The sequence below is a fragment of the Methylobacterium sp. 190mf genome (assembly GCF_900107945.1).
GTDB lineage: Bacteria > Pseudomonadota > Alphaproteobacteria > Rhizobiales > Beijerinckiaceae > Methylobacterium.
The window spans coordinates 16,118-39,678 of record NZ_FNVI01000015.1 but is presented as its reverse complement, the minus strand read 5'-3'; the positions used below and the strand labels follow the sequence as shown (position 1 = coordinate 39,678).

The 23,561-nt window shown below is 70.4% G+C and carries 23 protein-coding genes; 8 read left to right on the top strand and 15 right to left on the bottom strand.

Going from position 1 to position 23,561, the window contains the following annotated elements:
• Nucleotides 1-145 precede the first annotated feature (145 nt).
• Nucleotides 146-613, bottom strand: a complete 468-nt coding sequence (locus C4T42_RS18390; RefSeq protein ID WP_244603224.1) for a molybdenum cofactor biosynthesis protein MoaE — start codon at nt 611-613, stop codon at nt 146-148.
• A gap of 167 nt (nt 614-780) precedes the next feature.
• On the opposite strand from C4T42_RS18390, the gene C4T42_RS18385 reads away from it, so the two are divergent.
• The gene (locus C4T42_RS18385; protein WP_103985590.1) at nt 781-1,800 is read left to right on the top strand and encodes a DapH/DapD/GlmU-related protein; all 1,020 of its coding nucleotides are present in this window, start codon (nt 781-783) and stop codon (nt 1,798-1,800) included.
• 10 nt (nt 1,801-1,810) lie between these two features.
• Here the strand turns inward: C4T42_RS18385 and C4T42_RS18380 are convergent, their stop codons facing one another.
• The 10 genes from C4T42_RS18380 to C4T42_RS18335 all read right to left on the bottom strand — a co-directional run bounded on the left by C4T42_RS18380 (nt 1,811) and on the right by C4T42_RS18335 (nt 11,275).
• Complete coding sequence (locus tag C4T42_RS18380; protein WP_026605094.1) at nt 1,811-2,539, bottom strand: amino acid ABC transporter ATP-binding protein; 729 nt, start codon at nt 2,537-2,539, stop codon at nt 1,811-1,813.
• Between the two features lie 152 nt (nt 2,540-2,691).
• Nucleotides 2,692-3,384, bottom strand: a complete 693-nt coding sequence (locus tag C4T42_RS18375) for an ABC transporter permease subunit (RefSeq protein ID WP_020094226.1) — start codon at nt 3,382-3,384, stop codon at nt 2,692-2,694.
• Between the two features lie 56 nt (nt 3,385-3,440).
• Nucleotides 3,441-4,163 carry an amino acid ABC transporter permease gene (locus C4T42_RS18370; protein WP_020094227.1) on the bottom strand — a complete coding sequence of 241 codons (723 nt, stop codon included), beginning with the start codon at nt 4,161-4,163 and terminating at the stop codon, nt 3,441-3,443.
• A gap of 89 nt (nt 4,164-4,252) precedes the next feature.
• A complete protein-coding gene (locus C4T42_RS18365) occupies nt 4,253-5,176 on the bottom strand; it encodes an amino acid ABC transporter substrate-binding protein (RefSeq protein WP_020094228.1) in 924 nt (307 codons plus the stop codon).
• Nucleotides 5,177-5,567: 391 nt separating this feature from the next.
• Nucleotides 5,568-6,689 carry a branched-chain amino acid ABC transporter substrate-binding protein gene (locus C4T42_RS18360; RefSeq protein ID WP_020094229.1) on the bottom strand — a complete coding sequence of 374 codons (1,122 nt, stop codon included), beginning with the start codon at nt 6,687-6,689 and terminating at the stop codon, nt 5,568-5,570.
• Nucleotides 6,690-6,738: 49 nt separating this feature from the next.
• Nucleotides 6,739-7,107: a DUF6867 family protein gene (locus C4T42_RS18355; RefSeq protein ID WP_026605095.1), complete on the bottom strand. Its 369-nt coding sequence runs from the start codon at nt 7,105-7,107 to the stop codon at nt 6,739-6,741.
• 172 nt (nt 7,108-7,279) lie between these two features.
• Complete coding sequence (locus C4T42_RS18350; RefSeq protein WP_020094231.1) at nt 7,280-8,077, bottom strand: ABC transporter ATP-binding protein; 798 nt, start codon at nt 8,075-8,077, stop codon at nt 7,280-7,282.
• Nucleotides 8,074-8,964, bottom strand: a complete 891-nt coding sequence (locus C4T42_RS18345; protein ID WP_020094232.1) for an ABC transporter ATP-binding protein — start codon at nt 8,962-8,964, stop codon at nt 8,074-8,076. Before C4T42_RS18345 ends, C4T42_RS18350 begins: the two co-directional genes overlap by 4 nt.
• Complete coding sequence (gene livM / locus C4T42_RS18340) at nt 8,964-10,358, bottom strand: high-affinity branched-chain amino acid ABC transporter permease LivM (protein ID WP_020094233.1); 1,395 nt, start codon at nt 10,356-10,358, stop codon at nt 8,964-8,966. The genes C4T42_RS18345 and livM overlap by 1 nt, the downstream gene beginning before the upstream one ends.
• On the bottom strand, nt 10,358-11,275 hold the full coding sequence (locus C4T42_RS18335; protein ID WP_020094234.1) for a branched-chain amino acid ABC transporter permease: 918 nt from the start codon (nt 11,273-11,275) through the stop codon (nt 10,358-10,360). The genes livM and C4T42_RS18335 overlap by 1 nt, the downstream gene beginning before the upstream one ends.
• Nucleotides 11,276-11,517: 242 nt before the next feature.
• On the opposite strand from C4T42_RS18335, the gene C4T42_RS18330 reads away from it, so the two are divergent.
• From C4T42_RS18330 to C4T42_RS18310, 5 genes are all read left to right on the top strand, one after another.
• Nucleotides 11,518-12,798 (top strand): dicarboxylate/amino acid:cation symporter, encoded by a 1,281-nt coding sequence (locus C4T42_RS18330; RefSeq protein ID WP_026605096.1) that lies wholly within the window; start codon nt 11,518-11,520, stop codon nt 12,796-12,798.
• Nucleotides 12,799-12,922: 124 nt separating this feature from the next.
• Nucleotides 12,923-13,828: an amino acid ABC transporter substrate-binding protein gene (locus tag C4T42_RS18325; RefSeq protein WP_020094236.1), complete on the top strand. Its 906-nt coding sequence runs from the start codon at nt 12,923-12,925 to the stop codon at nt 13,826-13,828.
• A 111-nt stretch (nt 13,829-13,939) separates the two neighbouring features.
• Nucleotides 13,940-14,614 (top strand): DUF1007 family protein, encoded by a 675-nt coding sequence (locus C4T42_RS18320; RefSeq protein WP_020094237.1) that lies wholly within the window; start codon nt 13,940-13,942, stop codon nt 14,612-14,614.
• Nucleotides 14,605-15,597, top strand: coding sequence for a nickel/cobalt transporter (locus C4T42_RS18315; protein ID WP_026605097.1), 993 nt, complete (start codon nt 14,605-14,607; stop codon nt 15,595-15,597). Before C4T42_RS18320 ends, C4T42_RS18315 begins: the two co-directional genes overlap by 10 nt.
• A gap of 61 nt (nt 15,598-15,658) precedes the next feature.
• Entirely contained in the window at nt 15,659-16,375 is a 717-nt protein-coding gene (locus C4T42_RS18310; RefSeq protein ID WP_020094239.1) for a hypothetical protein, read from the top strand.
• On the opposite strand, the gene C4T42_RS18305 is transcribed toward C4T42_RS18310, so the two are convergent.
• The gene (locus C4T42_RS18305; RefSeq protein ID WP_020094240.1) at nt 16,376-16,963 is read right to left on the bottom strand and encodes a histidine phosphatase family protein; all 588 of its coding nucleotides are present in this window, start codon (nt 16,961-16,963) and stop codon (nt 16,376-16,378) included.
• 44 nt (nt 16,964-17,007) lie between these two features.
• A complete protein-coding gene (locus C4T42_RS18300; protein ID WP_020094241.1) occupies nt 17,008-17,403 on the bottom strand; it encodes a VOC family protein in 396 nt (131 codons plus the stop codon).
• Nucleotides 17,404-17,802: 399 nt separating this feature from the next.
• Between C4T42_RS18300 and C4T42_RS18295 the strand changes: the two genes are divergently transcribed.
• On the top strand, nt 17,803-19,494 hold the full coding sequence (locus C4T42_RS18295) for a methyl-accepting chemotaxis protein (protein ID WP_026605098.1): 1,692 nt from the start codon (nt 17,803-17,805) through the stop codon (nt 19,492-19,494).
• Between the two features lie 6 nt (nt 19,495-19,500).
• On the opposite strand, the gene recF is transcribed toward C4T42_RS18295, so the two are convergent.
• Nucleotides 19,501-20,655: a DNA replication/repair protein RecF gene (gene recF / locus C4T42_RS18290; RefSeq protein ID WP_103985589.1), complete on the bottom strand. Its 1,155-nt coding sequence runs from the start codon at nt 20,653-20,655 to the stop codon at nt 19,501-19,503.
• A gap of 220 nt (nt 20,656-20,875) precedes the next feature.
• A complete protein-coding gene (gene dnaN / locus C4T42_RS18285) occupies nt 20,876-21,997 on the bottom strand; it encodes a DNA polymerase III subunit beta (RefSeq protein ID WP_012319207.1) in 1,122 nt (373 codons plus the stop codon).
• Nucleotides 21,998-22,216: 219 nt separating this feature from the next.
• Here dnaN and C4T42_RS18280 point away from each other — a divergent pair, with 219 nt between their 5' ends.
• The gene (locus C4T42_RS18280; RefSeq protein WP_103985588.1) at nt 22,217-23,545 is read left to right on the top strand and encodes an MFS transporter; all 1,329 of its coding nucleotides are present in this window, start codon (nt 22,217-22,219) and stop codon (nt 23,543-23,545) included.
• Nucleotides 23,546-23,561: the final 16 nt, after the last annotated feature.

Here is a 23,561-nt window from a genome sequence, read left to right as displayed (position 1 = left end):
CCGGGCCGGCCCATCGACACCGGCCATCGGCCCGGCGGCGTGGTCCGTCCCGGACTCGCGCGTCGGTGCCGCGGGCGCGGCCCCGATCATCGCGCCGATCGTCGAGCGCCCTGGGGCAGCCTGAGCGCGACCCCGGGCACGGCCATCAGGCCCAGCGGCCGGCCGCGGCCTCGTCGTGGGCCGCCGCCTCGACCCAGCCGCCGGTCGTGCCGTCGGCGAGGTGCTCCCGCTTCCAGAACGGGGCGCGGGTCTTGAGGTAGTCCATCAGGAAGTCCGCGGCCTCGAACGCCGCGACCCGGTGGCTGGCGGCGGTGACCACCAGCACGATGCCGTCGCCCGGACGGACCAGGCCGTGCCGGTGGATCACCCGCAGGGCCTGGAGCGGCCAGCGCGCCATCGCCTCGTCGGCGACGCGCCGGATCTCGGCCTCGGCCATGCCGGGGTAGTGCTCCAGCTCGAGGGCGGTCAGCCGCCCGCCCTCGTCGCGGCACAGGCCGGTGAAGGTCACGATGGCGCCGGCCCGGCCGCCCAGCGCGGCGCTCAGGCCGGCGATCTCGGCCGCGGTGTCGAAGGGCTCGGCCTGGATGCCGACGCTCGGGACGGGGGCGCTCATGGCCCGATCCATAGGAGGCCCCGGCTTCGCGGACCAGCCCCGTCCCTGTCACACCCGGTCCCGCCGCTATATGACACGGTCCGTCGCGCCCTGCCGGCCCGGCGCGCGGCCCGCCATCGTCCGGATGTCCCCGCGCGCTCCGGACGGCGCTGGAGAAGGATACCCGCGTGACCCCCGACCTGATCCTGCCCTACGACGGCGAGCAGCCGGACTTCGCCAGTCGCCCCGTCTGGTGCGGCCGCGGCAGCACGGTGATCGGCGCCGCCCGGATCGGCGCGCAGGCCTGGATCGGCGACGAGGCGGTGATTCGCGCGGACGGCCAGACCGTCACCCTCGGCGACCGCTTCTGGCTCGGCCACCGCTCGACGGTGCACATCGCCACCGCGACGCACGGCACCCGGTGCGGCGACCGGGTCACGGTCGGGCGCAACAGCGTGGTCCACGCCTGCACGCTCGGCTCCGACGTCGTCGTCGAGGACGACGTGGTGATCCTCGACGGCGCCGAGGTCGGCGACGGCGCGGTCCTCGAGGCCGGCGCGACGGTCTTCCCCCGGGCGACGCTGCCCGGCGGCTTCGCCTACGCGGGCAGCCCGGCCCGCCCCAGCCGCGCGATCGGATCCGACGAGGTCGCCGAGCGGGCCGAGCGGTTGCGCGAGCGGATGGGCGACGGGCCCGCGCTCCCGGCCGGGGAGGCGCTGGAGGTCGAGGACAGCGTCTTCGTGGCGCGCACCGCCCGCCTGCGCGGACGGGTGAGCCTCGGCGCCGGCGTGAGCGTGCTGTTCTGCTGCGACCTCAACGCGGAAGTCGGACCGATCGTGGTCGGCGCGGACACCAACATCCAGGACAACACGGTCATCCGCACCCGGGCGGACGGGGTGGTGATCGGTCGGGACACGACCATCGCCCACAATGTCCGGATCGCCGATTGCCGGATCGGGGCGCGGGCGCTGATCGGCATCGGCGCGACGATCGCGGCCGGCACCCTCATCGCCGACGACGTCATGCTGGCGGCCGGGGCCACCACCGATCCCGGGCAGATCCTGGAGGCCGGCTACCTCTGGGGCGGCCGCCCCGCCCGCATCCTGGGGCCCCTCGACGCCGAGAAGCGGGCGATGATGATCCGCATCGTCGAGGGCTACTGCCGGCACGGCCGGGAATACCGGGCCGCGCAGGAGGCGCTGGCCTGACGGCCCGCCGTCAGTGCTGCAGGATCTTCGACAGGAAGGTCTGCGCGCGCTCGGAGCGGGGGCTGCCGAAGAACTCGTCCTTCCGGGCGTCCTCGACGATCTCGCCGCGATCCATGAAGATCACCCGGTCGGCGACCTTGCGGGCGAAGCCCATCTCGTGGGTCACGACCATCATGGTCATGCCCTCCTTGGCGAGCTCCACCATCACGTCGAGCACCTCGCCGACCATCTCGGGGTCCAGCGCCGAGGTCGGCTCGTCGAACAGCATCACCACCGGGTTCATGGCGAGGGCCCGGGCGATGGCGACGCGCTGCTGCTGCCCGCCCGAGAGCTGCCCCGGGAACTTGTTCGCGTGGGCGCCCAGGCCGACGCGGGCGAGCAGGTCGAGGCCGCGCTTCTTCGCGTCCTCGGCGCCGCGGCCGAGCACCTTGCGCTGGGCGATGGTGAGGTTCTCGGTGATCGACAGGTGCGGGAACAGCTCGAAGTGCTGGAACACCATGCCGACCCGCGAGCGGAGCTTCGGCAGGTTGGTGGCCTTGTCGGCGACCTTCGTGCCGGCCACCGTGATCTGGCCCTTCTGGAAGGGCTCCAGGGCGTTGACGCACTTGATCAGGGTCGACTTGCCCGAGCCCGAGGGACCGCAGACGACCACGACCTCGCCCTTGGCGACCTGGGTGCTGCAGTTCGTCAGCACCTGGAAGTCGCCGTACCATTTGCTGATGTTGTCGATGGCGATCATCGTCTCGCCGGGGGCCACCGCCTGGGCGCCGGAGATCAGGCTGCCCGGCTGCAGGCCCGCATCCTTCGGCGCGTGGCTGGCATCGGCGACGGGTTCGGCGGCGGTGGGGGCCGGCATCGGGGACGAGGTCATGACACGGTCTCCAGTGTCGGTCAGCGGATGATGGCCACGCGGCGCTGCAGGCGGCGCACGAGGTACGAGGCCGAGAAGCAGATCGCAAAATAGACCACGGCGGCGAAGACATACATCTCGACGAGACGGCCGTCGCGCTGGGCGACCTTCGAGGCGGCGCCCATGAAGTCGGTGAGCGAGAGCACGTAGACCAGCGACGTGTCCTGGAACAGGATGATGGTCTGGGTCAGCAGCAGCGGCAGCATGTTGCGGAAGGCCTGGGGCAGGATCACGTTGCCCATGGTCTGCCAGTAGTTCATCCCGAGGGCCTGGGCGGCGGCCGTCTGACCCTTCGGGATCGACTGGATGCCGGCGCGCATGATCTCCGAGAAGTAGGCCGCCTCGAAGGCCATGAACGTGATCAGGGCCGACGGGAAGGCGCCGACCTGGATCGGCGTCGAGGATCCGGTCAGGTAGGCGCCGATATACGGCACTAGGAAGTAGAACCAGAAGATCACCAGAACCAGCGGCAGCGAGCGGCAGAGCTCGACGTAGGCCTTGGCGAGGTGCCACAGGCCGGGAATGCCCGACAGGCGCGCCATCGCCAGCAGCGTGCCGATGATGACGCCGCCCACGGCGGCCATGGCGGTGAGCGTCACGGTGAAGACCATGCCCTGACCGAACAGGTAGGGCAGGGAGGAGACGATGACGGAGAAGTCGAAATTCGAGAGCATCGGGGCCTGTTACCGGTGGCCGTCGGGCGGGGTGGCGGAGCGGAAGCGGGCGGCCCTCAGCGCTGGCCGGGGATGGCGACCGCCTTCTCCAGGAAGGTCGCCGCCGTGACGACCACGAGGTTGATGATCACGTAGAGGATCGTCGCGGCCGTGAACGCCTCGAACACCTGGAACGAGAATTCCTGCATCGAGCGGGCCCGGGCGGTCAGCTCCAGCAGACCTATGGTCAGCGCCACCGACGTGTTCTTGAGATTGTTGAGGAATTCCGAGGTCATCGGCGGCAGGATGATCCGGTAGGCGTTGGGCAGCAGCACGTAGCGGTAGGTCTGATAGGTGGTGAAGCCCATGGCGGTGCCGGCCATGCGCTGGCCCCGCGGCAGCGACTGGATGCCGGCGCGGACCTGCTCGGCCACGCGGGACGCGGTGAAGAAGCCGAGGCAGACCACCGCCGTGTAGAACGGCGCGTCCGGCAATTGCTTGATCGCGTCGCCGATCCGGGTCGGGACCACTTCGGGCAGCACGAAGTACCAGAGGAACATCTGCACCAGCAGCGGCACGTTGCGGAACAGCTCGACATAGGCCGTGCCGATCGCGTTCGCGGGCTTCGACGGCAGGGTGCGCATCACGCCGACCAGGGAGCCCAGGAAGAAGGCGATCACCCAGGAGCAGAGCGCGGTCGTGACCGTCCACATGAGCCCCGAGAGCAGCATGTCGAGATACGTGCCGTTGCCCTCAGGCGAGGCGTCGAAGAAGATCCGCCAGTTCCAGTTGTAGTTCATCGCGCCGCTTCTACTGTGAACTTACAGAGACGCACCGCGGGCCGGAGCCCGCGGTGCGCATCATGGCATGAAACCGGACCGAACGGGTCTCAGTAGGCCGCCGGATCGGGGCTCGAGATCGGGGTCGTGAACTGCTTCTTCATCTCCGCGCTCATCGGCAGGTTGAGGTTGATGTTGCGCGGCGGGATCGGCTGGGTGAACCACTTGTCGTAGAGGGCCTTGCCCTCGGGGCTCGTGTAGAGCTTGGCGGTGGCGTCGTCCGCGACCTTCTTGAACTCCGTGTCGTCCTTGCGGAGCATGATGCCGTAGGGCTCGGGCTTCGACAGGGCCTCGGTGGAGATCTCGTAGGCGGAGGGGTCCTTCGACGAGGCGGCGAGCGAGGCGAGCAGCACGTCATCCATCACGAAGGCGGCGGCTCGGCCGGTCTCGACCATCAGGAACGCCTCGGCGTGGTCCTTGGCCGGCAGGATCGTCAGGCCGAGCTTGCGCTCCGTGTTGGCCTCGTTGATCTGCTTGATGTTCGTGGTGCCCGAGGTCGACACGACGGTCTTGCCCTTCAGGTCCTCGATCGTGTGCAGGTTGGCCGACTTCTTCGAGACGTAGCGGGTCGCGGTCAGGAAGTGCGAGTTGGTGAACCACACCTGCTTCTCGCGCTCGGCGTTGTTGGTGGTCGAGCCGCACTCGAGATCGATCGTGCCGTTCGCCATCAGCGGGATGCGGGTGGCGGAGGTGACCGGGTTGAGCTTCACCTCGAGGTTCGGGAGGTTGAGCTTGGCCTTCACCGCGTCGGCGATCTTGTAGCAGATGTCCATCGCGTAACCGATCGGCTTCTGATCGGCGCCGAGATACGAGAACGGCACGGAGGCGTCGCGGTAGCCGATGACGATGGCGTTGGCGTCCTTCACCTTCTTGAGGGTGCCGGTCAGCTCCTGCGCCCCGACGCTCATCGGAGCGAGGGCGAGGGTCAGGCCCAGCGCCGCGGCGGCGCCGCGGCGAGCGATATCAGACTGCATCGGTACGGAACTCCTGGATCGGGCCGAACGACATCGGCCGGCGGCGGGGTACGCGGGCCCGCCCGCTCGGGCGACGCCTTTGCAATGATGGTGCCGGGAGAAAGCGCGATGCGCCGCGCGAGCCTGCGGCTGAGTACGGACAAGTTGCGGCCAAGCCTCTGCGCACGTCCGCAGATGCGGTCCCTGCCGTCCTCATGGCCTCCTCCCAAGCGCTGAGCCGGCCTCACGCTCGCGCCGGCGGCATCATGCACACTTCTTAGGCGTACGCACGCGGTGCGGAGGACGGATCCGCCCGGAAAGCTGACGAATCCACGGTATAGAAAACGACGACGCCGCCCCCCGCGGTATCGGGAGGCGGCGTCGGACTGAAATCCCGGTTCGTGACCGCGGCTTACTTCGTCAGCTCATTGCCGCTGTAGTCGATCTTGCCGTCGGGTCCCTTCTTCCACTCGTACATGACGTAGTCGGGCCGGGTGATGTCGCCCTTCTTGTCGTAGGCGATCGGGCCGACCACCGTGTCCACCGGCTTGCCCTGGTGCAGCCATTCGGCGAGCTTCTTGCCGTCGCTGGAGCCGGTCTCGGCCATCGCCTTGGCCAGGACCTGCACGGCCGCGTAGGAGTAGAGCGTGTAGCCCTCGGGATCGATGTTCTTGGCCTTGAAGGCGGCGAGCGCCGCCTTGGCGTTCGGGTTCTTGCGGGCGTCCGGCGGGAAGGTGGTCAGCGTGCCCTCGGCCGCGGGACCGGCGATCGCCACCAGCTCGCGGTCGACCATGCCGTCGCCGCCCATCATCGGCGCCTTCAGACCCTGATCGCGCATCTGGCGCAGGATCAGCCCGGCCTCGGTGTAGTAGCCGCCGAAATAGACGACGTCGACGTTGGCGGACTTCAGCTTGGAGACGAGCGCCGAGTAGTCCTTCTCGCCCGGATTGATACCCTCGGACATGACCTCCTTGCCGCCCTTGGCCTTGAAGGCCTTCAGCGTCTCGTCGGCCAGCCCCTTGCCGTAGGGGGTCTTGTCGTGGACGAAGGCGACCTTCTTGCCCTTGAAGTGATCGGCCAGGTAGTTGCCGGCGACGGCACCCTGCTGGTCGTCGCGGCCGCAGGTGCGGAACGTGTTCCACATCCCGCGCTCGGTGAACTTCACGTTCGTGGAGGCCGGCGTGACCTGGATGATGCCGGCGTCGAGGTAGACGTCGGAGGCCGGGATCGACACGCCGGAATTGTAGTCGCCGACGACCATCTTCACGCCGTCGCTGGCGAACTTGTTGGCCACCGAGACGCCCTGCTTCGGGTCGGAGGCGTCGTCGCCGACCGTCACGGTCAGCGTCGTGCCCTTCAGCGTCCCGGCCTTGTTGAGGTCCTCGACCGCCTGGCTCGCGCCGTTCTTGAGCTGCGCGCCGATGGCGGCGCTGTTGCCCGTGATCGGCGCGGCGACGCCGAGCTTGACCTCGGCGGCCTGCGCGGCCGCCGCCATGGCGCCGAGGGCGAGCCCGGCCAGCAGAATCGATCTCATCGCGTACTTCCCCTAAGTGTCAGGACCGCACGTGCGGATCCGGCCGCACTCATCGGACCTCGCCGGCCGCGGGCGCCCGTGCGCGCCATGTCAGCGGTGAGGTCTTCTCGTAGAGCCAGCGGTACTGGCTCGTCATCTGGCGCGTCCGCGTGTAGCGGAAGCCCGCAGCGCCGATGATCATGACGATGACCGCGTCGACCGCATAGTAGTGCAGCGACAGCAGGGTGCCCGAAAACAGGGCGTAGTGAATGAAGCGCACGGCGGCTGCCACCAGAAGCAGCGCCAGGGCGCATTGCCAGAACGGCCGCCAGCCCCGGGCGATGCCGCGGGCGGCCATCCATCCGGCCCACCCGCCCATCACGACGGTCACCAGCAGGAACAGCCAAGCCGACGGCTCCTCGTACAGGATCCCCTGCAGCATGCTCATGTGATGTCCGGTCGATTGCTTCGGTTAACGCGCCCCTCGCCGTCATCGCGAGCGCAGCGAGGTGACCTGGGGCAGCGCAACCTCGAAAGGTGGGGCGCCGCCCTGGATTGCTTCGCTCCGCTCGCAAAGACGGGGATGCCAATGGCATCAACCGAAAACGGCATCATGCCCCGACCGGGCCGGAATGGCCCCCCTCCAGGTAGGCGGCCTGGACGTTCGGGTCGTCGAGCAGCGCCCGACCCGTCCCGCTCATCGTGACCCGACCGTTGACCAGCACGTAGCCGCGATGGGCGAGCTTGAGGGCGTGGTAGGCGTTCTGCTCGACGAGGAAGATCGTCATGCCGTCGGTCCGGTTCAGCTCCCGGATCGCGTCGAAGATGCCCTTCACCACGAGCGGCGCGAGGCCGAGCGACGGCTCGTCGAGCAGCAGCAGCCGCGGACGGCTCATCAGCGCCCGGGCGATGGCCAGCATCTGCTGCTCGCCGCCCGACATGGTGCCGGCGCGCTGGTTGAGGCGCTCCTTCACCCGCGGGAACAGGGTGCAGACCTTCTCCAGATCCTCGGCGAAGAAGCGCCCGTCATGGAGCGCGGCGCCCATCTGGAGGTTCTCGTAGACGGTCATGCGCGGGAAGACCCGGCGCCCCTCCGGCGACTGGGCGATGCCGAGCCGGGCGATGGCGTGGGTCGGCAGCCGGGTGATGTCGCGCCCGTCATAGGTGATCGTCCCCGAGCGCGCCTGGGGGCTGCCGAAGATCGTCATCATCAGGGTCGACTTGCCGGCGCCGTTGGCGCCGATCAGCGTGACGATCTCGCCCTCGGCCACGTCGAGATCGACCCCGCGCAGGGCCGCGACGCTGCCGTAATAGGTCGAGACGTCGCGCACCGCGAGGAGCGGCGGCTTCCGTCCCGCCTGGATCGCCCGCGTCTCCTCGACGAGGACGTTGATGCCGGCGACGCTCATGCCGACGCTCCCGTGTGCGCCGCGTCCCCGTGCGGCACGGTGATCCCGACCTCGGCCTCCACGGCCTCGACCTCCTCGTCCTCGACGCCGAGATAGGCGGCGATCACCTTCGGGTCGGCCCGCACATCGGCGGGGGACCCGTCGGCGATCTTCACGCCGTAATCGAGCACGACCACGTGGTCGGAGATCTCCATCACCACCGACATGTCGTGCTCGATCAGCAGCACCGAGGTGTCGTGCGCGTCGCGGATGTGGCGCAGGAGGCCGTTCAGCTCAGCCGATTCCCGCGGGTTGAGGCCGGCCGCCGGCTCGTCGAGGCAGAGCAGGACCGGGTCGGTGCACATCGCCCGGGCGATCTCCAGGCGCCGCTGCGCGCCGTAGGGCAGGGCGCCCGCCGGATCATCCGCCCGCTTCATCAGGTCGATGCGCTCGAGCCAGGCCTTGGCCCGCTCGATCGCCGCGGCCTGCGCGTCCCGGTAGGTCTTGAGGCCGAGCAGCCCGAGGATCGTGTAGCCCGAGGCCCGCATCAGCGGCGCGTGCTGGGCGACGAGCAGGTTCTCCAGGACGGTCATGCCCTGGAACAGGCGGATGTTCTGGAAGGTGCGGGCGACCCGCGCGGTGCGGTTCACCTTGTGGTTCGGAAGCCGCTCCAGCAGGTGCGCCGTGCCGTCGGCGTGCGCCAGCGTCAGCATGCCCTCGGTGGGCTTGTAGAAGCCGGTGATGCAGTTGAACACCGTGGTCTTGCCGGCCCCGTTCGGGCCGATCAGCGCGGTGATGTCGCCGCGGCGCGCCTCGAAGGACAGGTCGGAGACGGCGGTGAGCCCGCCGAACCGCATGGTCAGGTGCTCGACCGTGAGCACCGGCGGGGGGAGGGGGGACGTCGCCATCAGCCGTGCCCCTCGCTGACATGGGCGCCCGAGACCGCGCGCCGCTGGCCGAGCGACACGGACGGCATCCGCTCCGAGATCAGGCCGCGCGGCCGCCAGACCATCATGGCGACCATGGCGAGCCCGAACAGCAGCAGCCGGTACTCGCTGGGGTCGAAGCCCTCGCCGAACACGGCCTTCAGGAACCCGAGATTGCGCAGCATCTCCGGCCCGCCGACCATCGCCACCGCGGCGATCGCGACGCCGACCTGGCTGCCCATGCCGCCGAGGACGACGATCGCCAGGATGATGGCGCTCTCCAAGAAGTTGAAGCTCTCCGGGCTGATGAAGCCCTGGCGCACGGCGAAGAACGAGCCGGCGAAGCCCCCGAAGGCCGCGCCCAGCGCGAAGGCCGTGAGCTTCGTGGCGGTGGTGTCGATGCCGAGCGAGCGGCAGGCGATCTCGTCCTCGCGCAGGGCCTCCCAGGCCCGCCCGATCGGCAGGCGGCGCAGGCGCAGGGTGACGAAGTTGGTGATCAGGGCCAGCCCGAGGATCAGGTAGTACAGGAAGATCAGCCGGTGCATCGAGTCGTACGGGATGCCGAAGGTGGCGGCGAACCCGCCCTCGCCCGCCGTGAACGGGATGCCGAAGAAGGTCGCCCGCGGGATCGACGAGATGCCGGCCCCGCCGCCGGTGACGTCGGTCCAGTTGATCAGGACCAGGCGGATGATCTCGCCGAAGGCCAGGGTGACGATGGCGAGGTAGTCGCCGCGCAGCCGCAGCACCGGGAAGCCGAGGATCATGCCCCACAGGCCGGCGAACAGGCCCGCCAGCGGCAGGCAGACCCAGAACGACAGGCCGAAGGTCGTCGACAGCAGCGCGTAGGAATAGGCCCCGACCGCGTAGAAGGCGACGTAGCCGAGGTCGAGCAGGCCCGCGAGGCCGACCACGATGTTCAGGCCCCAGCCGAGCATGACGTAGGTCAGGATCAGGATGCCGAGGTCGATCCAGTAGCGGGCCGAGGACAGGCCGCCGGTCGCCAGCGCGGAGATCATCGGCAGGGTCAGCGCGACGAAGATGAACAGCCAGAGACCGACCTTCGAGGTCTTCTGCCCGGCGTCGGGCTCGCCGTGCACCGCCTCGGTGGCCTGGGCCGGGGAGGGGGTCAGCGCCCGCCGCGCGTCGCGGCGCAGCAGCACGAGGCGCTGGACGAGGCGTAGCACGAAGATCGCCGCGCAGAGCGCCGCCACCAGCCCCCAGCGCGGCACGAGCACCAGCTCGCTCCCGGGCCCGGGATCGGTCCGGTAGGCGATGATCGGGACGCAGAGGCCGAAGGTGACGAGGGCGTAGAGGGCGGCGTCGCGCAGGATGCCGGCCATCGCGGAGCCGGGGAGAGCGTTCTGCGAGGCGGCCATCAGACTTTCTCGACCTCGGGCCGGCCCAGGATGCCCGACGGCATGAAGATCAGCACGATCGCCAGGATCGAGAAGGCGGCGACGTCCTTGTACTCGATGGAGAAATAGGCCGACCAGAAGGTCTCGATCAGGCCGATGATCAGGCCGCCGAGCACGGCGCCGGGCAGCGAGCCGATGCCGCCGAGCACCGCCGCCGTGAACGCCTTCACGCCGGGCACGAACCCGTCCGAGAAGGACACGACGCCGTAGTACATGAGGTAGAGGACTCCCGCGACGGCCGCGAGCGCGGCGCCGAGCACGAAGGTCAGCGAGATCGTGCGGTCCACGTCGATGCCGAGCAAAGCCGCCATCTTGCGGTCCTGCTCGCAGGCGCGCTGCGCCCGGCCGAAGGGCGTGCGCTGCACGAGGTACCAGAAGCCGGTGAGCAGCACGGCGGTCACCGCCATGATCAGCACCTGCTTCCAGGCCAGGAACACCGCGTAGCCGTCGCGCTCGAACAGCGTGATGCCGCCCGACAGCATCGGCGGGGTCGGCTTGTTGCGCGCGCCCTGCACGACCTGCACGAAGTTCGACAGGAAGATCGAGACGCCGATCGCCGAGATCAGCGGCGCGAGGCGGAACGAGCCGCGCAGCGGCCGGTAGGCCACCCGCTCGATCGCCCAGCCCCACAGGGCGGTCAGCACCATGGCGACCACCAGCACCACCAGGAAGGCCAGCGCGATGGAGCTGACCCCGAGCCAGACCGTCAGCAGCAGGAAGGTGATGAGCGCGATGAAGCAGGAGACCATGAAGACGTCGCCGTGGGCGAAGTTCACCATGCCGATGATGCCGAACACCATCGTGTAGCCGATCGCGATCAGGCCGTAGATCGAGCCGAGCGTCAGCCCGTTGATGAGCTGCTGTACGAAGACGTCCATGAACTCTCGCGCGCAGGTTGCTTGGGCCGCCTACGGAGAGCGCAGGCAGCTTGGCGGGGCAAGTCTCGTACCGCAGCCGTAGCACACCGGCCACCGGTTTCATCGCCGCCCGAGCGTCGCGTGAAAACAGTCGACCACGCCAGTAACGCCCCCTGGCCGGGCTTGCGTGTGGCGCAGTTCCTGCGACACGTTAACGAATTGCAATGCTCGATCATCCCGGGCCCAGGCGAGGAGCAGTACCGATGGCAGGGTCGCGACTCACGACGATGATCTTCATCGGCATGCTCCTCGGCATCGCCGTCGGCTACGCCTGCAGCATCACCTGGCCCGATCCGCAGACCGCCAAGGAGATCGCCGGCTACATCGCGCTGGTCTCCGACGTGTTCCTCCGCTTGATCAAGATGATCATCGCGCCGCTGGTCTTCTCCACGCTGGTCGTCGGCATCGCCCATCTCGGGGATACCGCCTCCGTCGGCCGGGTCGGCGGCAAGGCGCTGCTCTGGTTCGTCGGCGCCTCGTTCTGCTCTCTGATGCTCGGCCTCATCATGGTCAACCTGATGCAGCCCGGCCACAACCTGAACCTGCCGCTGCCCGATGCCGGGGCCGGCACCGGGCTCAAGGCGGCCTCGCTCTCGCTCAAGGAGTTCGTCACGCACCTCGTCCCGAAGAGCGCTGTCGAGGCGATGGCCAACAACGAGATCCTGCAGATCGTGGTCTTCTCGATCTTCTTCGGCGTGGGCCTCGCCGCCCTCGGCGAGAAGGGCCGCCTGCTCGCGCAGGGCATCGAGGGCATCGCCGACGTCATGCTCAAGGTGACGGGCTACGTGATGATGTTCGCCCCCGTTGCGGTGTTCGCCGCCATCGCGGCGACGATCACCACGCAGGGCATCGGCGTGCTCGTGACCTACGGCAAGTTCCTCGTGGAGTTCTACATCAGCCTCGGCGTGCTCTGGACGCTGCTGATGGGCGTCGGCTTCCTGCTGCTCGGGGGCGGCGGCATCATGCGCCTGTTCAACCTGATCAAGGAGCCCTTCGTGCTGGCCTTCTCGACGGCGTCGAGCGAGGCCGCCTACCCCAAGATGCTCTCGAACCTGGAGAAGTTCGGGGTGCCGAACCGGATCACCTCGTTCGTGCTTCCGATGGGCTACTCGTTCAATCTCGACGGCTCGATGATGTACTGCACCTTCGCGGTGATGTTCATCGCGCAGGCCTACAACATCCCGCTGAGCTGGGGCCAGCAGCTCACGATGCTGCTCCTGCTGATGGTGACCTCGAAGGGCATGGCCGGCGTGCCGCGCGCCTCGCTGGTGGTGATCTCGGCGACGCTGTCGCACTTTAACATCCCGGAGGCCGGGCTGCTGCTGATCATCGGGATCGACCAGTTCCTCGACATGGGCCGGTCGGCCACCAACGTGCTCGGCAACAGCGTCGCCACCGTGGCGGTCGCCAAGTGGGAGGGCCAGCTCAGCACCACCGACCAGCGCCTCGACCATGTCGGCACGGTGGCCTCGCCCGCGGAATAGGGGCCGGTCCGGCGAAATCTGCGCGCGCCGCGATGGCGGGCGCAGGACGGCCGCTCTCATGAGCGCTCTCACGGGTGCCCTGAATCGCGGCGTGGCTTGTTCGGTGCCCTTCGGAGGCGGAGTGATGACGATGCGGCTCGTCGCGGTTCTGGCGCTGGCGCTGGCGGCGACGCCCGCCTCCGCCGTCGAGGTGCTCACCGGGACGCTCAGGAGCGTCGCCGAGCGCGGGGAGATCGTCCTCGGCTACCGGGAGAGCTCGGTGCCGTTCTCCTTCGTGGAGGGCAAGCAGTCGGACGGGAGCCCCCGACCGATCGGCTACGCCATCGACCTCTGCGGCGAGATCGCGGACGACATCCAGGCGGCGATCGGCCGGCCGGTGAAGATCCGCTACGCACCGGTCACGGCCGAGAGCCGCATCGAGGCGGTGACCTCCGGCAAGATCGACCTCGAGTGCGGCTCGACCACCGCCAATGCCGAGCGCCGCAAGCAGGTCGCGTTCTCGCCCGTGGACTACATCAGCGCGACGCAGCTGCTGGTGAAGCGCGGATCGGGCATCGCCTCCTACCGGGATCTCGGCGGGAAGACCGTGGTGGTCACGGCCGGCACCACCAACGAGAAGGCCGTGCGCGACCAGTTCGCCCGCCTGAAGATCGACGCGCAGGTGGTGACGGCGCCCGACCACGCCGCCTCCTACGCGATGGTCAAGGCCGGCAAGGCCGACGCCTTCGCCACCGACGACGTGCTGCTCTACGGGCTGATCGCCACGGACGCGAAGGACGGGGCGAACTACACGGTGCTGCCCGACAAGCTCTCCTACGAGCCCTACGGCATCATGTTCCGCAAGGACGATCCGGAACTCGCCGGCCTCGTGCAGCAGACCTTCACGCGGCTCGCCGAGTCGCGGGCGCTGCGCTGGACCTACGAGCGCTGGTTCCTCAAGCGCCTGCCCAACGGCGAACGCCTGGACATCCCGATGTCGAACGACCTGCGGGTCAGCTTCCAGCTGATGGGCCTCGACGGGGGCGAGTGACCGGCGCGGGGACAGGCGCGACGACCGGACGGCGCCTCGCTTTCGCCCAACCGGCACGCGAGGAAGACGCGACCTGATCGCTTCCCTCCCGCCGCGAGCGTGCCACCGTCCATGCTGATCGCCGCGCCCTGTCCGAAACCGCTCGCCCTGGCGCTGGCCGCCGCCCTCGGCTGCGCCGCCTCGGCGGCCACCGCCCACCCGCACGTCTGGGTGACCGCCAAGGCGCAGCTCGTCTACGCGGACGGCAAGCTCGTCGGCGTCCGCGACACGTGGAGCTTCGATCCCGAGTACACGGCCTTCGTCACGCAGGGCCTCGACACCAACAAGGACGGCAAGCTCAGCCCGGAGGAACTCGCCGGGCTCGCCGCCGAGAACACCGCCAACCTCGCCGAGTTCGGCTACTTCACGAAGCTGAAGGTCGGCGGCAAGGAGCAGGCCTTCGGCGATCCGAAGGAGCCGGCGGCGCACATGGACGACCGGGCGCTGGTCATGACCTTCCTGCTGCCCCTGAAGACCCCGGTCCAGCAGGGGCGGGGGGTCGCCGCGCTGGAGGTCTACGACCCGACCTACTTCGTCGCCTTCTCGTTCGCCGAGGGCGCGGACGCCGCCACCCTCGCGGGTGCGCCCCAGGGCTGCGCCGCCACGGTCACCCGGCCGAAGACCGAGCAGCCGAAGACGGCCGATGCCGGGTCGCCGGGCATGACCGAGGCCTTCTTCGAGGCGCTCACCGCCGCCTCGACCTACGGGGTGCAGTTCGCCAGCCGGGTTCTCGTGGCATGTCCGTAGGCATCGGGATCGTCGCCCCCGCCGGGGCGGGACGGCTGGGGCTGAGGCTCGGCCTCATGGCCGCGGCCATCGCGCTGGCCGCGCTTCTCGCGGCCGCGATCGCGTGGCTGGTCGCGCCCGGCCTCGCCGCGCCGCCGCCGCGCTCGCCCTTCGGGATCGGCTTCCGCGAGGCCGCGCCGGCCGCCACGGGTCTCGGCGGCGTCATCCTGGCGCTGCAGGCGAGCTTCTCCCGCAGCCTCAACGCCGCGGTGAGCGCGCTGCGGGGCGGCGGCAGCTGGACCCCTCTGATCGGCCTCGCCTTCGCGTACGGCGTGTTCCACGCCGCCGGCCCGGGCCACGGCAAGGCGGTGATCGCCGGCTACATCCTGGCGGGGGAGCGGGCGCTCCGGCGCGGCGCCGCGCTGAGCGTGTGCGCCGCGCTGCTCCAGGCCTGCGTGGCCGGGGCGATCGTCGGCCTCGGCACGCTGGTCCTCAACGCCACGGCGGCGGGCATCACCCGGGCCGGCACCCTGATCGAGACCGTGAGCTTCGCCCTCGTCGCCCTGATCGGGCTGGTCCTGACGTGGCGCAAAGCCGGTCGCCTCGCCAATCTCGGCGCGGGCTGCGGCCCGGGCTGCAGCCACCTGCCGGAACCGCAGGCCCTCGACACCCTCGACACGTGGCGCGAGCGGGCCGGGGTGGTGCTGGCGGCCGGGACACGACCCTGCGCCGGCGCCGTGCTGGTCCTCGTCTTCGCGGTGTCGCAGGGCGTGCCCGGCGCGGGCGTGCTGGCGGTTCTGGCGATGGCGCTCGGCACCGCGCTGACCACGACGGCCCTGGCCTGCCTCGCGGTCTTCGCCAAGCGGATGGCGCTGCGCCTCGCGGGCGGACGGGGACAGGCCGGCCTCCTGGCGCTCGGTGGCCTCGAACTCGTCGCTGCCGCCTTCGTGCTGGTCCTGGGCGCCGCGATGCTCTCGGGCCTCGCCCCGGGCCTCGGCGGCTGAAGGGCCTCGCCTTCCGGGGCGCGGCGTGCCACGCTGCGCGACCGAGACGGAGCGCGCGCCGATGCATCCCGACTTCGCGACGATCCTGAACTGGCGTCTGCTCGCCGGATCGCATCCCTTCCCCGGGCCAGACGGCGGGACCTGCATCAACGAGGCCGCGATGGTGGCCGCGGGCCTGCCCTACCGGGCGATCCGCTCCAGCGCGGACTGCCCACCCTGCTTCTCGCGGCCGGCCGCCGCCTACGCCCTCGGGCTCAACGACGCCATGCCGGACGAGGCGCGGCCGCAGCTGATGGCCTTCGTCCTGCGCCTGTCGGGCAGCGCCGACACGGCGGAGATCGAGGCCGCCCGCACCCGGCAGCTGGCGCTGGAGAGCGTCCGCCGCATCCTGGCGCCGCTCTGCGCGGTCGCCGGGATGGTCGAGGACGCGGAAGCCTGCTCCGGCGCGCCGGACTGGCCCGCGGCCCTGGCGGCGGCCCGCGCGGCCGCGTGGCGGGGCGGGGCACGCGCGCAGGCGGCGGCCCAGGCGCGGCGCTGGCGGGAAGGCGCGCTGACCGCGGCGGTGTCCCGCACCGCGACGGCGGCGGAACGCGCCGGCGAGGACGCGCGCTGCGCCGCCGAGGTGGCCGAGGGGGCGGCGCCGTTCCTGACCGGAACCTGGGCCGAGGCCTGCACGATCCTCGCGGAGACCCTCGCCATCGGCCGGCAGGCGCCGGAGATCGCCGTCGCCGGCGCCCGACAGCGCATGGACGCGGCGCGCGCCCGGGTGCCGGCCTGATCAGGCCGCCGCGGGCGCGGCGTCGAGATCGAAGTCGATGGTGCCGCAATTCTCCAGGAACGTGCCGGTGAGGTGGTAGAAGAACGTCCCGTGGCCGACCACCGCGATGGTGGTCTCCGGCCGGGCCCGCAGCCAGTCGCGGAACGCCGCGACCCGGGCGTCGAACAGGGGGCGGGGCTCCACAGGGTAGCCGCCGACCTCGCAGCCCGGCTCCGCGTGCCACCAGACCTCGGGCAGGTGCCCGACATCGAGGTGGGGGAAGTCCGCGGCGATCTCCGAGGCGGCACGGCCGACATCGCAGCTGCTCTCCTGGCACTCGCGGTGCAGCACCTCGACCAGCACCCGCGGCCGGCTCGGATGCTCGCCGAACAGGATCGCCGCGGTCTCGATGGCGCGGGTCAGGGGCGAGACCACCACGAGATCGAAAGGGATCGGCCGGAGCCGCTCCCGCGCCGCCCGGGCCTGGGCTTGGCCCAGCTCGGTCAGGCGGGCGTCGGGCAGGCCAGGATCGCCGCCCCCGTGCCGGTGGGCGGCGTTGAAGGTCGACTGCCCGTGGCGGATGCAGACGATGCGGGTCTTGTCCTGCATGGATCTCGAAGACGTTCCGGAGAGGGAATGGCGGACCGGACCGGTCACGCGAAGCGGCCGCCGCGCTGGATGACCTCGATCTTGTAGCCGTCCGGGTCGGTGGCGAAGAAGAACCGCGCGAGCACGTCGTCCCCGTGCTTGAGGGTCTTGACGTCGGTGGCCGTGAAGCCCTCGCGCCGGTGCCGGGCGTGCTCGGCCTCCACGTCGTCGACCACGAAGGCGATGTGCCCGTAGCCGTCGCCGAGATCGTAGGGCTTGTCGCGGCCCTTGTTCACCGTGAGCTCCAGCTCGAACGGCGAGTCCGGATCCCGCATGTAGACGAGGGTGAAGTCCGGGAAGTCGAACCGGCCGGACACCGCGAGACCGAAGGCACGGGCATAGTAGTCGCGCGCGCGCTCTTCCTCGAGGACGCGGATCATGGCGTGGACGGGCTTGGACATGCGCGCGGATTTCCGTGGGCACGCCGGCGGCGTGCAGCGCCCCCTATGTGGCGCGATCCGCAGCCGCGAAAAGGCCGGTGGCGCGGCGCCGGGGTCGCGCCCCGGGACGTCGGCCACGAGCTGTCGAAGAACCCGGCCCTTATAGACCGATCCCATATTGCATATCCTAGATCAATATCTGTTCTTTAAATCGTTCCAAGCAGTGTATTGGAGTCAATATATGAGGAGCCATGCTGATATAAGATATCGCAAAAGGCTCGGAGACACAAAATCAAACCGCAAAATGATATTTCTCATTGACACAATCGCGCTTCCAACGCTTTATCGCCCTCGACGACCAAAGTGAATCCCATGAGATCATGAGGCCGATCATCGATCAAGTGAAGGGATTTCAAGACAGTGATACGCTTATCAAATATCAATATACTTCCAAAAATTGCTGCCGTCATCGCGCTGATAAGCGTGATTGTCGGCGGATGTATCTGGTGCGCTCAGGCGCGGATGACGGTTATCGACGACCGCTACAGCGAGTTCCTCGCCCGCGAGGCGACGGCGGTGGCGGAGGCACGCAGGCTGAACCGCCTGGTGATCGAGTTGAATTACTGGGTCTACCGGATCATCGCGGAGACCGATCAGGGCCAGATGCAGGCCGCCAACAGGGGCTTCGAGGCCGCGCTGCCCGCGGTGAGGGCGCTCCTTCCGAGCCTCCGATCGCACGCGCCGACCTTCGCCGCGCGCATCGATGAGCAGGCCGCGCGGATCGAGCGCTATCTCAGGGACGTGAGCGAGGTCCGCCGGCTGGGCACTGCCAATCAGAACGAGCAAGCCATCGCGCTGATCCACACGGCGATCGATCCGACGTTCTCCGGCTTGCTGACCGACGGCAACCGGATGGCCGAGGACATCGATGCGTACATGCAGAGGGGCTCGGGCGACCTGACCGATCAGACCAACGAGACCCGCCGGACGCTGATGATCGTCAGCGGTCTCGGCATGCTGGCGGGGCTGCTGGCGGCGGTGTTCATCGCCACGGTCGGGATCACGCGGCCGCTCGACCGGCTGGTCAAGGTCCTGCAGCGGATGGCGCAGGGCGAGGTCGAGGCCGAGATCACCGAGGCCGCCCGAAGGGACGAGGTGGGCGCCGTCGGCAAGGCCGTCGAGGGCATCAAGGTCATGGTCGCCCGAAAGGCCGCCGAGGAAGCCGAGATGAAGCGCCGCGCCGACGAGGCGGCAGCGGCCGCGCGCAGGCGGACCATGGTGGAACTCGCGGACGGGTTCGAGCGGGCCGTGGGGAACATCGTCGGGATGGTCTCGTCCTCGGCCACCGAGTTGCAGGCCACGGCGCAGACCATGACGTCGAGCGCGACCGAGACGGCCAGCCAGTCCACCACGGTGGCGGCCGCCGCCGAGCAGGCCTCCGCCAACGTCCAGACCGTGGCGGCCGCCGCCGAGGAGCTGGGCACCTCCGTGCAGGAGATCGGCCGGCAGGTCCTCGGCTCGGCCAACCTCGCGCAGGCGGCGGTCGGCGAGGCGGACGAGACCCAGCACCTCGTTCAGGCGCTCAGCCAGGCGGCGACGCGCATCGGCGACATGGTCGGGCTCATCGCGAACATCGCCGGCCAGACCAACCTGCTGGCGCTGAACGCCACGATCGAGGCGGCGCGGGCCGGCGAGGCCGGCCGCGGATTCGCGGTCGTCGCCGCCGAGGTCAAGGAACTCGCCGGCCAGACCGCCCGGGCCACCGAGGAGATCAGCCAGCAGATCGGCCAGATCCAGGGTGTGACCGGCCAGGCGGTATCGGCCATCGACACGATCGCCGCCCGGATCCGCGAGATCGACGCGGTCGCCGCCACCATCGCGGCGGCGGTCGAGGAGCAGGGCGCGGCCACGCAGGAGATCGTCCGCAACGTCTCGCAGGCGGCGGCCGGCACCGACGAGGTGACGAGCAACATCGCCGGCGTGGCGCGGGCCTCGGAAGAGACCGGCGCCGCGGCAGCCCAGGTTCTGGGAGCGGCCGGCGAGCTGTCGCGCCAGTCCGAGCATCTGGGCGTCGAGGTCTCCCGCTTCCTCGGGTCGGTCCGGGCGGCCTGAGGCCGATCAGCCACCGATCCGCAGGACCTGCGTCCGGGTGCCGGCCTGCGCGAAGGCGTCCGGGTCGGCGCCGGTCATCCAGACCTGCCCCGGCAGGGCCTCGAGGGCCTCGAACAGGCCGGCCCGGCGGCGGGGATCGAGGTGGGCCGCCACCTCGTCCAGGAGGATCAGCGGGGCGATGCCGCTCATGGCCCGCACCAGCCGCGCGTGGGCGAGGACGAGGCCGATGAGCAGCGCCTTCTGCTCGCCCGTGGACGCCGTCCCGGCCGGCACGTCCTTCGGGCCGTGGCGGACCACGAGGTCGCTGCTCTGCGGCCCGATCAGCGTGCGGCCGGCGGCCCGGTCCCGGTTGCGGCCGTTGCGGAGCGCCATGCGGTAGCGGTCCTCGGCCTCGAGGGCCGGCCAGACCGCGACCAGATCGTCGAGGTCGCCCTCGAGGCGGATGGCCGCCCAGGGGAAGGGCTGCGCGTCGTCCCGGGTCTCGGCGATCAGCCGGTCGAGGCGCTCGGCGGTCTCGCGCCGGGCGAGCGCCACGGCGACGCCCAGCTCCGCGACCTCCCGCTCCACCGCGTCGAGCCAGCGGTCGTCGTCGGGCCGATCCTCCAGCAGGCGGTTGCGCGAGCGCAGGGCCCGCTCCAGCGCGGAGACCCGGGCGCCGTGGGCGGCGTCGACCGCCAGCACGAGACGGTCGAGGAACCGTCGCCGGTCTCCGGCCGCCCCGCGGAACAGGCCGTCGAGGTCGGGGGTCAGCCAGACGACCCGCAGGAACTCGCTGAACGCCACCGGCGAGGCCGCGGTGGCGCCGTCGATCCGGCACAGCCGGCTCGCGCGCCCGTCGGGACCCGGCGGCTCGAGCCCGGTGCCGAGCCGGTGCTCGGCGCCGTCGCGGTCGAGGGTGAGCGAGACCGCGAATCCGCCCGGGCCGCCGCTGCGCGCCATGGCGGCGAACTCCGCCCGGCGCAGGCCCCGGCCCGGTACGAACAGCGAGAGCGCCTCGAGCAGGTTGGTCTTGCCCGCGCCGTTCTCCCCGACCAGCGCGACGAAGCGGGCCTCGGGCGTCAGTTCGAGGTCCGCGTGGTTGCGGAAATCGCGGGCGATCAGGCGGGTGACGCGCAGGCTCGACCCGTCGGGCTCGTCCCGCGGATCGCGGATGTCGCTCATCGGTGAACCGAGGGGTGAACCGAGGGGCCGAGACGCGCCGCGTTCAACCGTCCCTTGCTGTCTGACATCCCATCCAACCACCTCGCCCCGAGGCGCCCGCGTCAGCGGGCCGCGCGGGCGGGCTCCAGAAACCACATCGCCGTCCGGGGACCTCCCGCGCGGCCCCCGCTGCGATCCGGCACCTCGGGACGAGGGCGGGACCGGGATCCGCGCGGCCGCCTCACACCCGCATCGGCATCAGCACGTACAGCGCCGGCGCGCCCTCGCGGTCCTGGATCAGGGTCGGCGAGCCGGGATCCGCGAGCTTGAACAGGGCGGTGTCGCCCTCGAGCTGCGCGGTGATGTCGAGGAGGTAGCGGGCGTTGAAGCCGATATCGAGGCCGGCCGCCTCGTAGTCGACGTCGAGTTCCTCGGTGGCACTACCGGAATCCGGGTTGTTCACCGAGAGCGCGAGGCGCCCTTCGGCGAGCCCGAGCTTCACCGCGCGCCCGCGCTCCGACGAGATCGTCGAGACCCGGTCCACGGCCTTCGCGAAGGCGTCGCGCTCGACGGTCAGCCGCTTGTCGTTGTTGGCCGGGATCACCCGCTGGTAATCCGGGAAGGTGCCGTCGATCAGCTTGGAGATCAGCGTCAGGCCGCCGGCGAAGCGCAGGCGGATCTTCGCGGGCGACAGGTCGACCGCGACGGTCTCGCCGCCGTCGTCGAGGAGCTTCTGGATCTCGGCGACCGCCTTGCGGGGCACGATCACGCCCGGCATGCCGACGCTGCCCTGCGGGGCCGGGATCTCGACGCGGGCGAGCCGGTGGCCGTCCGTTGCCACCGCCCGCATCGCCGGGCCGTTCTCGGTCTCCAGCGTGTGCAGGTAGATGCCGTTCAGGTAGTAGCGGGTCTCCTCGGTGGAGATCGCGAACTGGGTCTTCTCGATCAGCCGCTTCAGGTCGGCGGCGGCGATCTCGAAGCCGTGCGGCATCTCGCCGGCGGCGAGGTCCGGGAAGTCGCCCTCCGGCAGGGCGCCCAGGGCGAAGCGCGAGCGTCCGGACCGGATCGTCATCTGGCCGGACTCGCCGCCGGTCTCCAGGGAGACCTGCGCGCCGTCGGGGAGCTTGCGCACGATGTCGTAGATCACGTGCGCCGGCACGGTCGTGGCGCCCGCATCCGCCACGTCCGCCGGCACGCTCTCGGTCACCTCGATGTCGAGATCCGTCGCCCGGAGCTGGAGACCCGACCCTTCCGCGCGCAGGAGCACGTTCGACAGGATCGGGATCGTGTTGCGGCGCTCGACGACCCGGTGCACGTGGCCGAGCGACCTGAGCAGGGCCGCGCGCTCGACAGTGACTCTCATCGCAATACTCAAGTGATAGGGACGGCGCCGCGGCCGGCGACCGTCGCGGAATATGGCCGTTCAGCTTGGCGAAGGGGACAGGGGAACGCAAGGCCGCCGTCGGTGCACCGCACAGCGACCTCCGCGTCCAGGGCGGATGCCCATGTCCGGAGCGGGGTATCGGCCCCCGGCGGCCCGTGCGAAAGCGCCGCGACCGACCCGGATCCCCCCATCCCGATCATGCTGCAGACCATCGACCCCGCAGGCAACACCGCAGACCCCTCGCAGGCCACCCCGAGCGCCCCCCCGAGTGCTCGGCGGATCCTCGCCGCGAGCTTCGTCGGGACGGCGATCGAGTTCTTCGACTTCTACATCTACGCCACCGCCACCGCCCTGGTGATCGGCCCGGTCTTCTTCCCCGCCAGCGCGCCCGGCGTGCAGCAGCTCAGCGCCTTCGCGACCTTCGCCATCGCGTTCATCGCGCGGCCCGTCGGCGCGGCCCTGTTCGGGCATTTCGGCGACCGGGTCGGCCGCAAGGCGACGCTGGTGGCGTCGCTGCTGATCATGGGCATCTCCACGGTGCTGATCGGCTGCCTGCCGACCTACGCGTCGGTCGGCTGGTGGGCGCCGGCGGCGCTGTGCATCCTGCGCTGCGGGCAGGGGATCGGGTTCGGCGGCGAGTGGGGCGGCGCGGCGCTGCTGGCGGTCGAGAACGCGCCGCCGGGCCGGCGCGCGTGGTACGGCATCTTCCCGCAACTCGGGGCGCCGGTCGGCTTCGTCCTGGCCAATCTCGGCTTCCTCGCCCTCAGCTTCGGCCTGACGCCCGAGAGCTTCCAGGCCTGGGGCTGGCGCCTGCCGTTCCTGGCCTCGGCGGCGCTCGTCGGCGTCGGGCTCTACGTGCGCCTGAAGCTCACCGAGACGCCGGCCTTCAAGGCGGCGCTCAGCCAGGCCCGGCCGGAGCGCGTGCCCTTCGCCACCATGCTGACCCAGCACGGACACGCCGTCCTGGTCGGCACCTTCGCGATGGTGGCGGTCTACGCGGTCTTCTATCTCTCCACCGTCTTCGCCCTGGGCTACGGCACCGGCACCCTCGGCTACAGCCGGCCGACCTTCCTGCTGTTCGAGTGCATCGCGGTCTGCTTCATGGCGCTCGGCACCGTCGTGTCGGGGGCCGCAGCCGACCGCTTCGGCCGCCGGCCTGTGCTGCTCTCCGGCATGGCTGTGACGTTCCTGCTGGGCTTCCTCATGGGGCCGATGCTGGGCCACGCCGCCGGCACCGGCACCTGGCCGCCGGTTCTCGGCTTCCTGTGCCTCAGCCTCCTGACAATGGGGTGGGTGTTCGGACCGATGGGCGCCGTCCTGCCCGAGCTGTTCCCGACGCGGGTGCGCTACACGGGCGCCTCGGTGACCTACAACCTCGCGGGGATCCTGGGGGCCTCGGGGGCGCCCTACATCGCGCAGCAGCTCGCGGCCTACGGCGGCATCGGCTTCGTCGGGTTCTACCTAGCGGGGGCCGCGATCCTCAGCTTCCTCGCCGTGCTGGCCATGCCGGAGACTGCCGGCCGCTGACGGGACGGGCGGGCGC

Excerpts from the sequence above, each read along its gene's own strand:
- C4T42_RS18390 (WP_244603224.1), bottom strand. The coding sequence starts at position 613 with ATGAGCGCCCCCGTCCCGAGCGTCGGCATCCAGGCCGAGCCCTTCGAC.
- C4T42_RS18380 (WP_026605094.1), bottom strand. The coding sequence starts at position 2,539 with ATGATCGCCATCGACAACATCAGCAAATGGTACGGCGACTTCCAGGTG.
- C4T42_RS18375 (WP_020094226.1), bottom strand. The coding sequence starts at position 3,384 with ATGCTCTCGAATTTCGACTTCTCCGTCATCGTCTCCTCCCTGCCCTAC.
- C4T42_RS18370 (WP_020094227.1), bottom strand. The coding sequence starts at position 4,163 with ATGAACTACAACTGGAACTGGCGGATCTTCTTCGACGCCTCGCCTGAG.
- C4T42_RS18365 (WP_020094228.1), bottom strand. The coding sequence starts at position 5,176 with ATGCAGTCTGATATCGCTCGCCGCGGCGCCGCCGCGGCGCTGGGCCTG.
- C4T42_RS18360 (WP_020094229.1), bottom strand. The coding sequence starts at position 6,689 with ATGAGATCGATTCTGCTGGCCGGGCTCGCCCTCGGCGCCATGGCGGCG.
- C4T42_RS18350 (WP_020094231.1), bottom strand. The coding sequence starts at position 8,077 with ATGAGCGTCGCCGGCATCAACGTCCTCGTCGAGGAGACGCGGGCGATC.
- C4T42_RS18345 (WP_020094232.1), bottom strand. The coding sequence starts at position 8,964 with ATGGCGACGTCCCCCCTCCCCCCGCCGGTGCTCACGGTCGAGCACCTG.
- livM (WP_020094233.1), bottom strand. The coding sequence starts at position 10,358 with ATGGCCGCCTCGCAGAACGCTCTCCCCGGCTCCGCGATGGCCGGCATC.
- C4T42_RS18335 (WP_020094234.1), bottom strand. The coding sequence starts at position 11,275 with ATGGACGTCTTCGTACAGCAGCTCATCAACGGGCTGACGCTCGGCTCG.
- C4T42_RS18330 (WP_026605096.1), top strand. The coding sequence starts at position 11,518 with ATGGCAGGGTCGCGACTCACGACGATGATCTTCATCGGCATGCTCCTC.
- C4T42_RS18325 (WP_020094236.1), top strand. The coding sequence starts at position 12,923 with ATGACGATGCGGCTCGTCGCGGTTCTGGCGCTGGCGCTGGCGGCGACG.
- C4T42_RS18320 (WP_020094237.1), top strand. The coding sequence starts at position 13,940 with ATGCTGATCGCCGCGCCCTGTCCGAAACCGCTCGCCCTGGCGCTGGCC.
- C4T42_RS18315 (WP_026605097.1), top strand. The coding sequence starts at position 14,605 with ATGTCCGTAGGCATCGGGATCGTCGCCCCCGCCGGGGCGGGACGGCTG.
- C4T42_RS18310 (WP_020094239.1), top strand. The coding sequence starts at position 15,659 with ATGCATCCCGACTTCGCGACGATCCTGAACTGGCGTCTGCTCGCCGGA.
- C4T42_RS18305 (WP_020094240.1), bottom strand. The coding sequence starts at position 16,963 with ATGCAGGACAAGACCCGCATCGTCTGCATCCGCCACGGGCAGTCGACC.
- C4T42_RS18300 (WP_020094241.1), bottom strand. The coding sequence starts at position 17,403 with ATGTCCAAGCCCGTCCACGCCATGATCCGCGTCCTCGAGGAAGAGCGC.
- recF (WP_103985589.1), bottom strand. The coding sequence starts at position 20,655 with ATGAGCGACATCCGCGATCCGCGGGACGAGCCCGACGGGTCGAGCCTG.
- dnaN (WP_012319207.1), bottom strand. The coding sequence starts at position 21,997 with ATGAGAGTCACTGTCGAGCGCGCGGCCCTGCTCAGGTCGCTCGGCCAC.
- C4T42_RS18280 (WP_103985588.1), top strand. The coding sequence starts at position 22,217 with ATGCTGCAGACCATCGACCCCGCAGGCAACACCGCAGACCCCTCGCAG.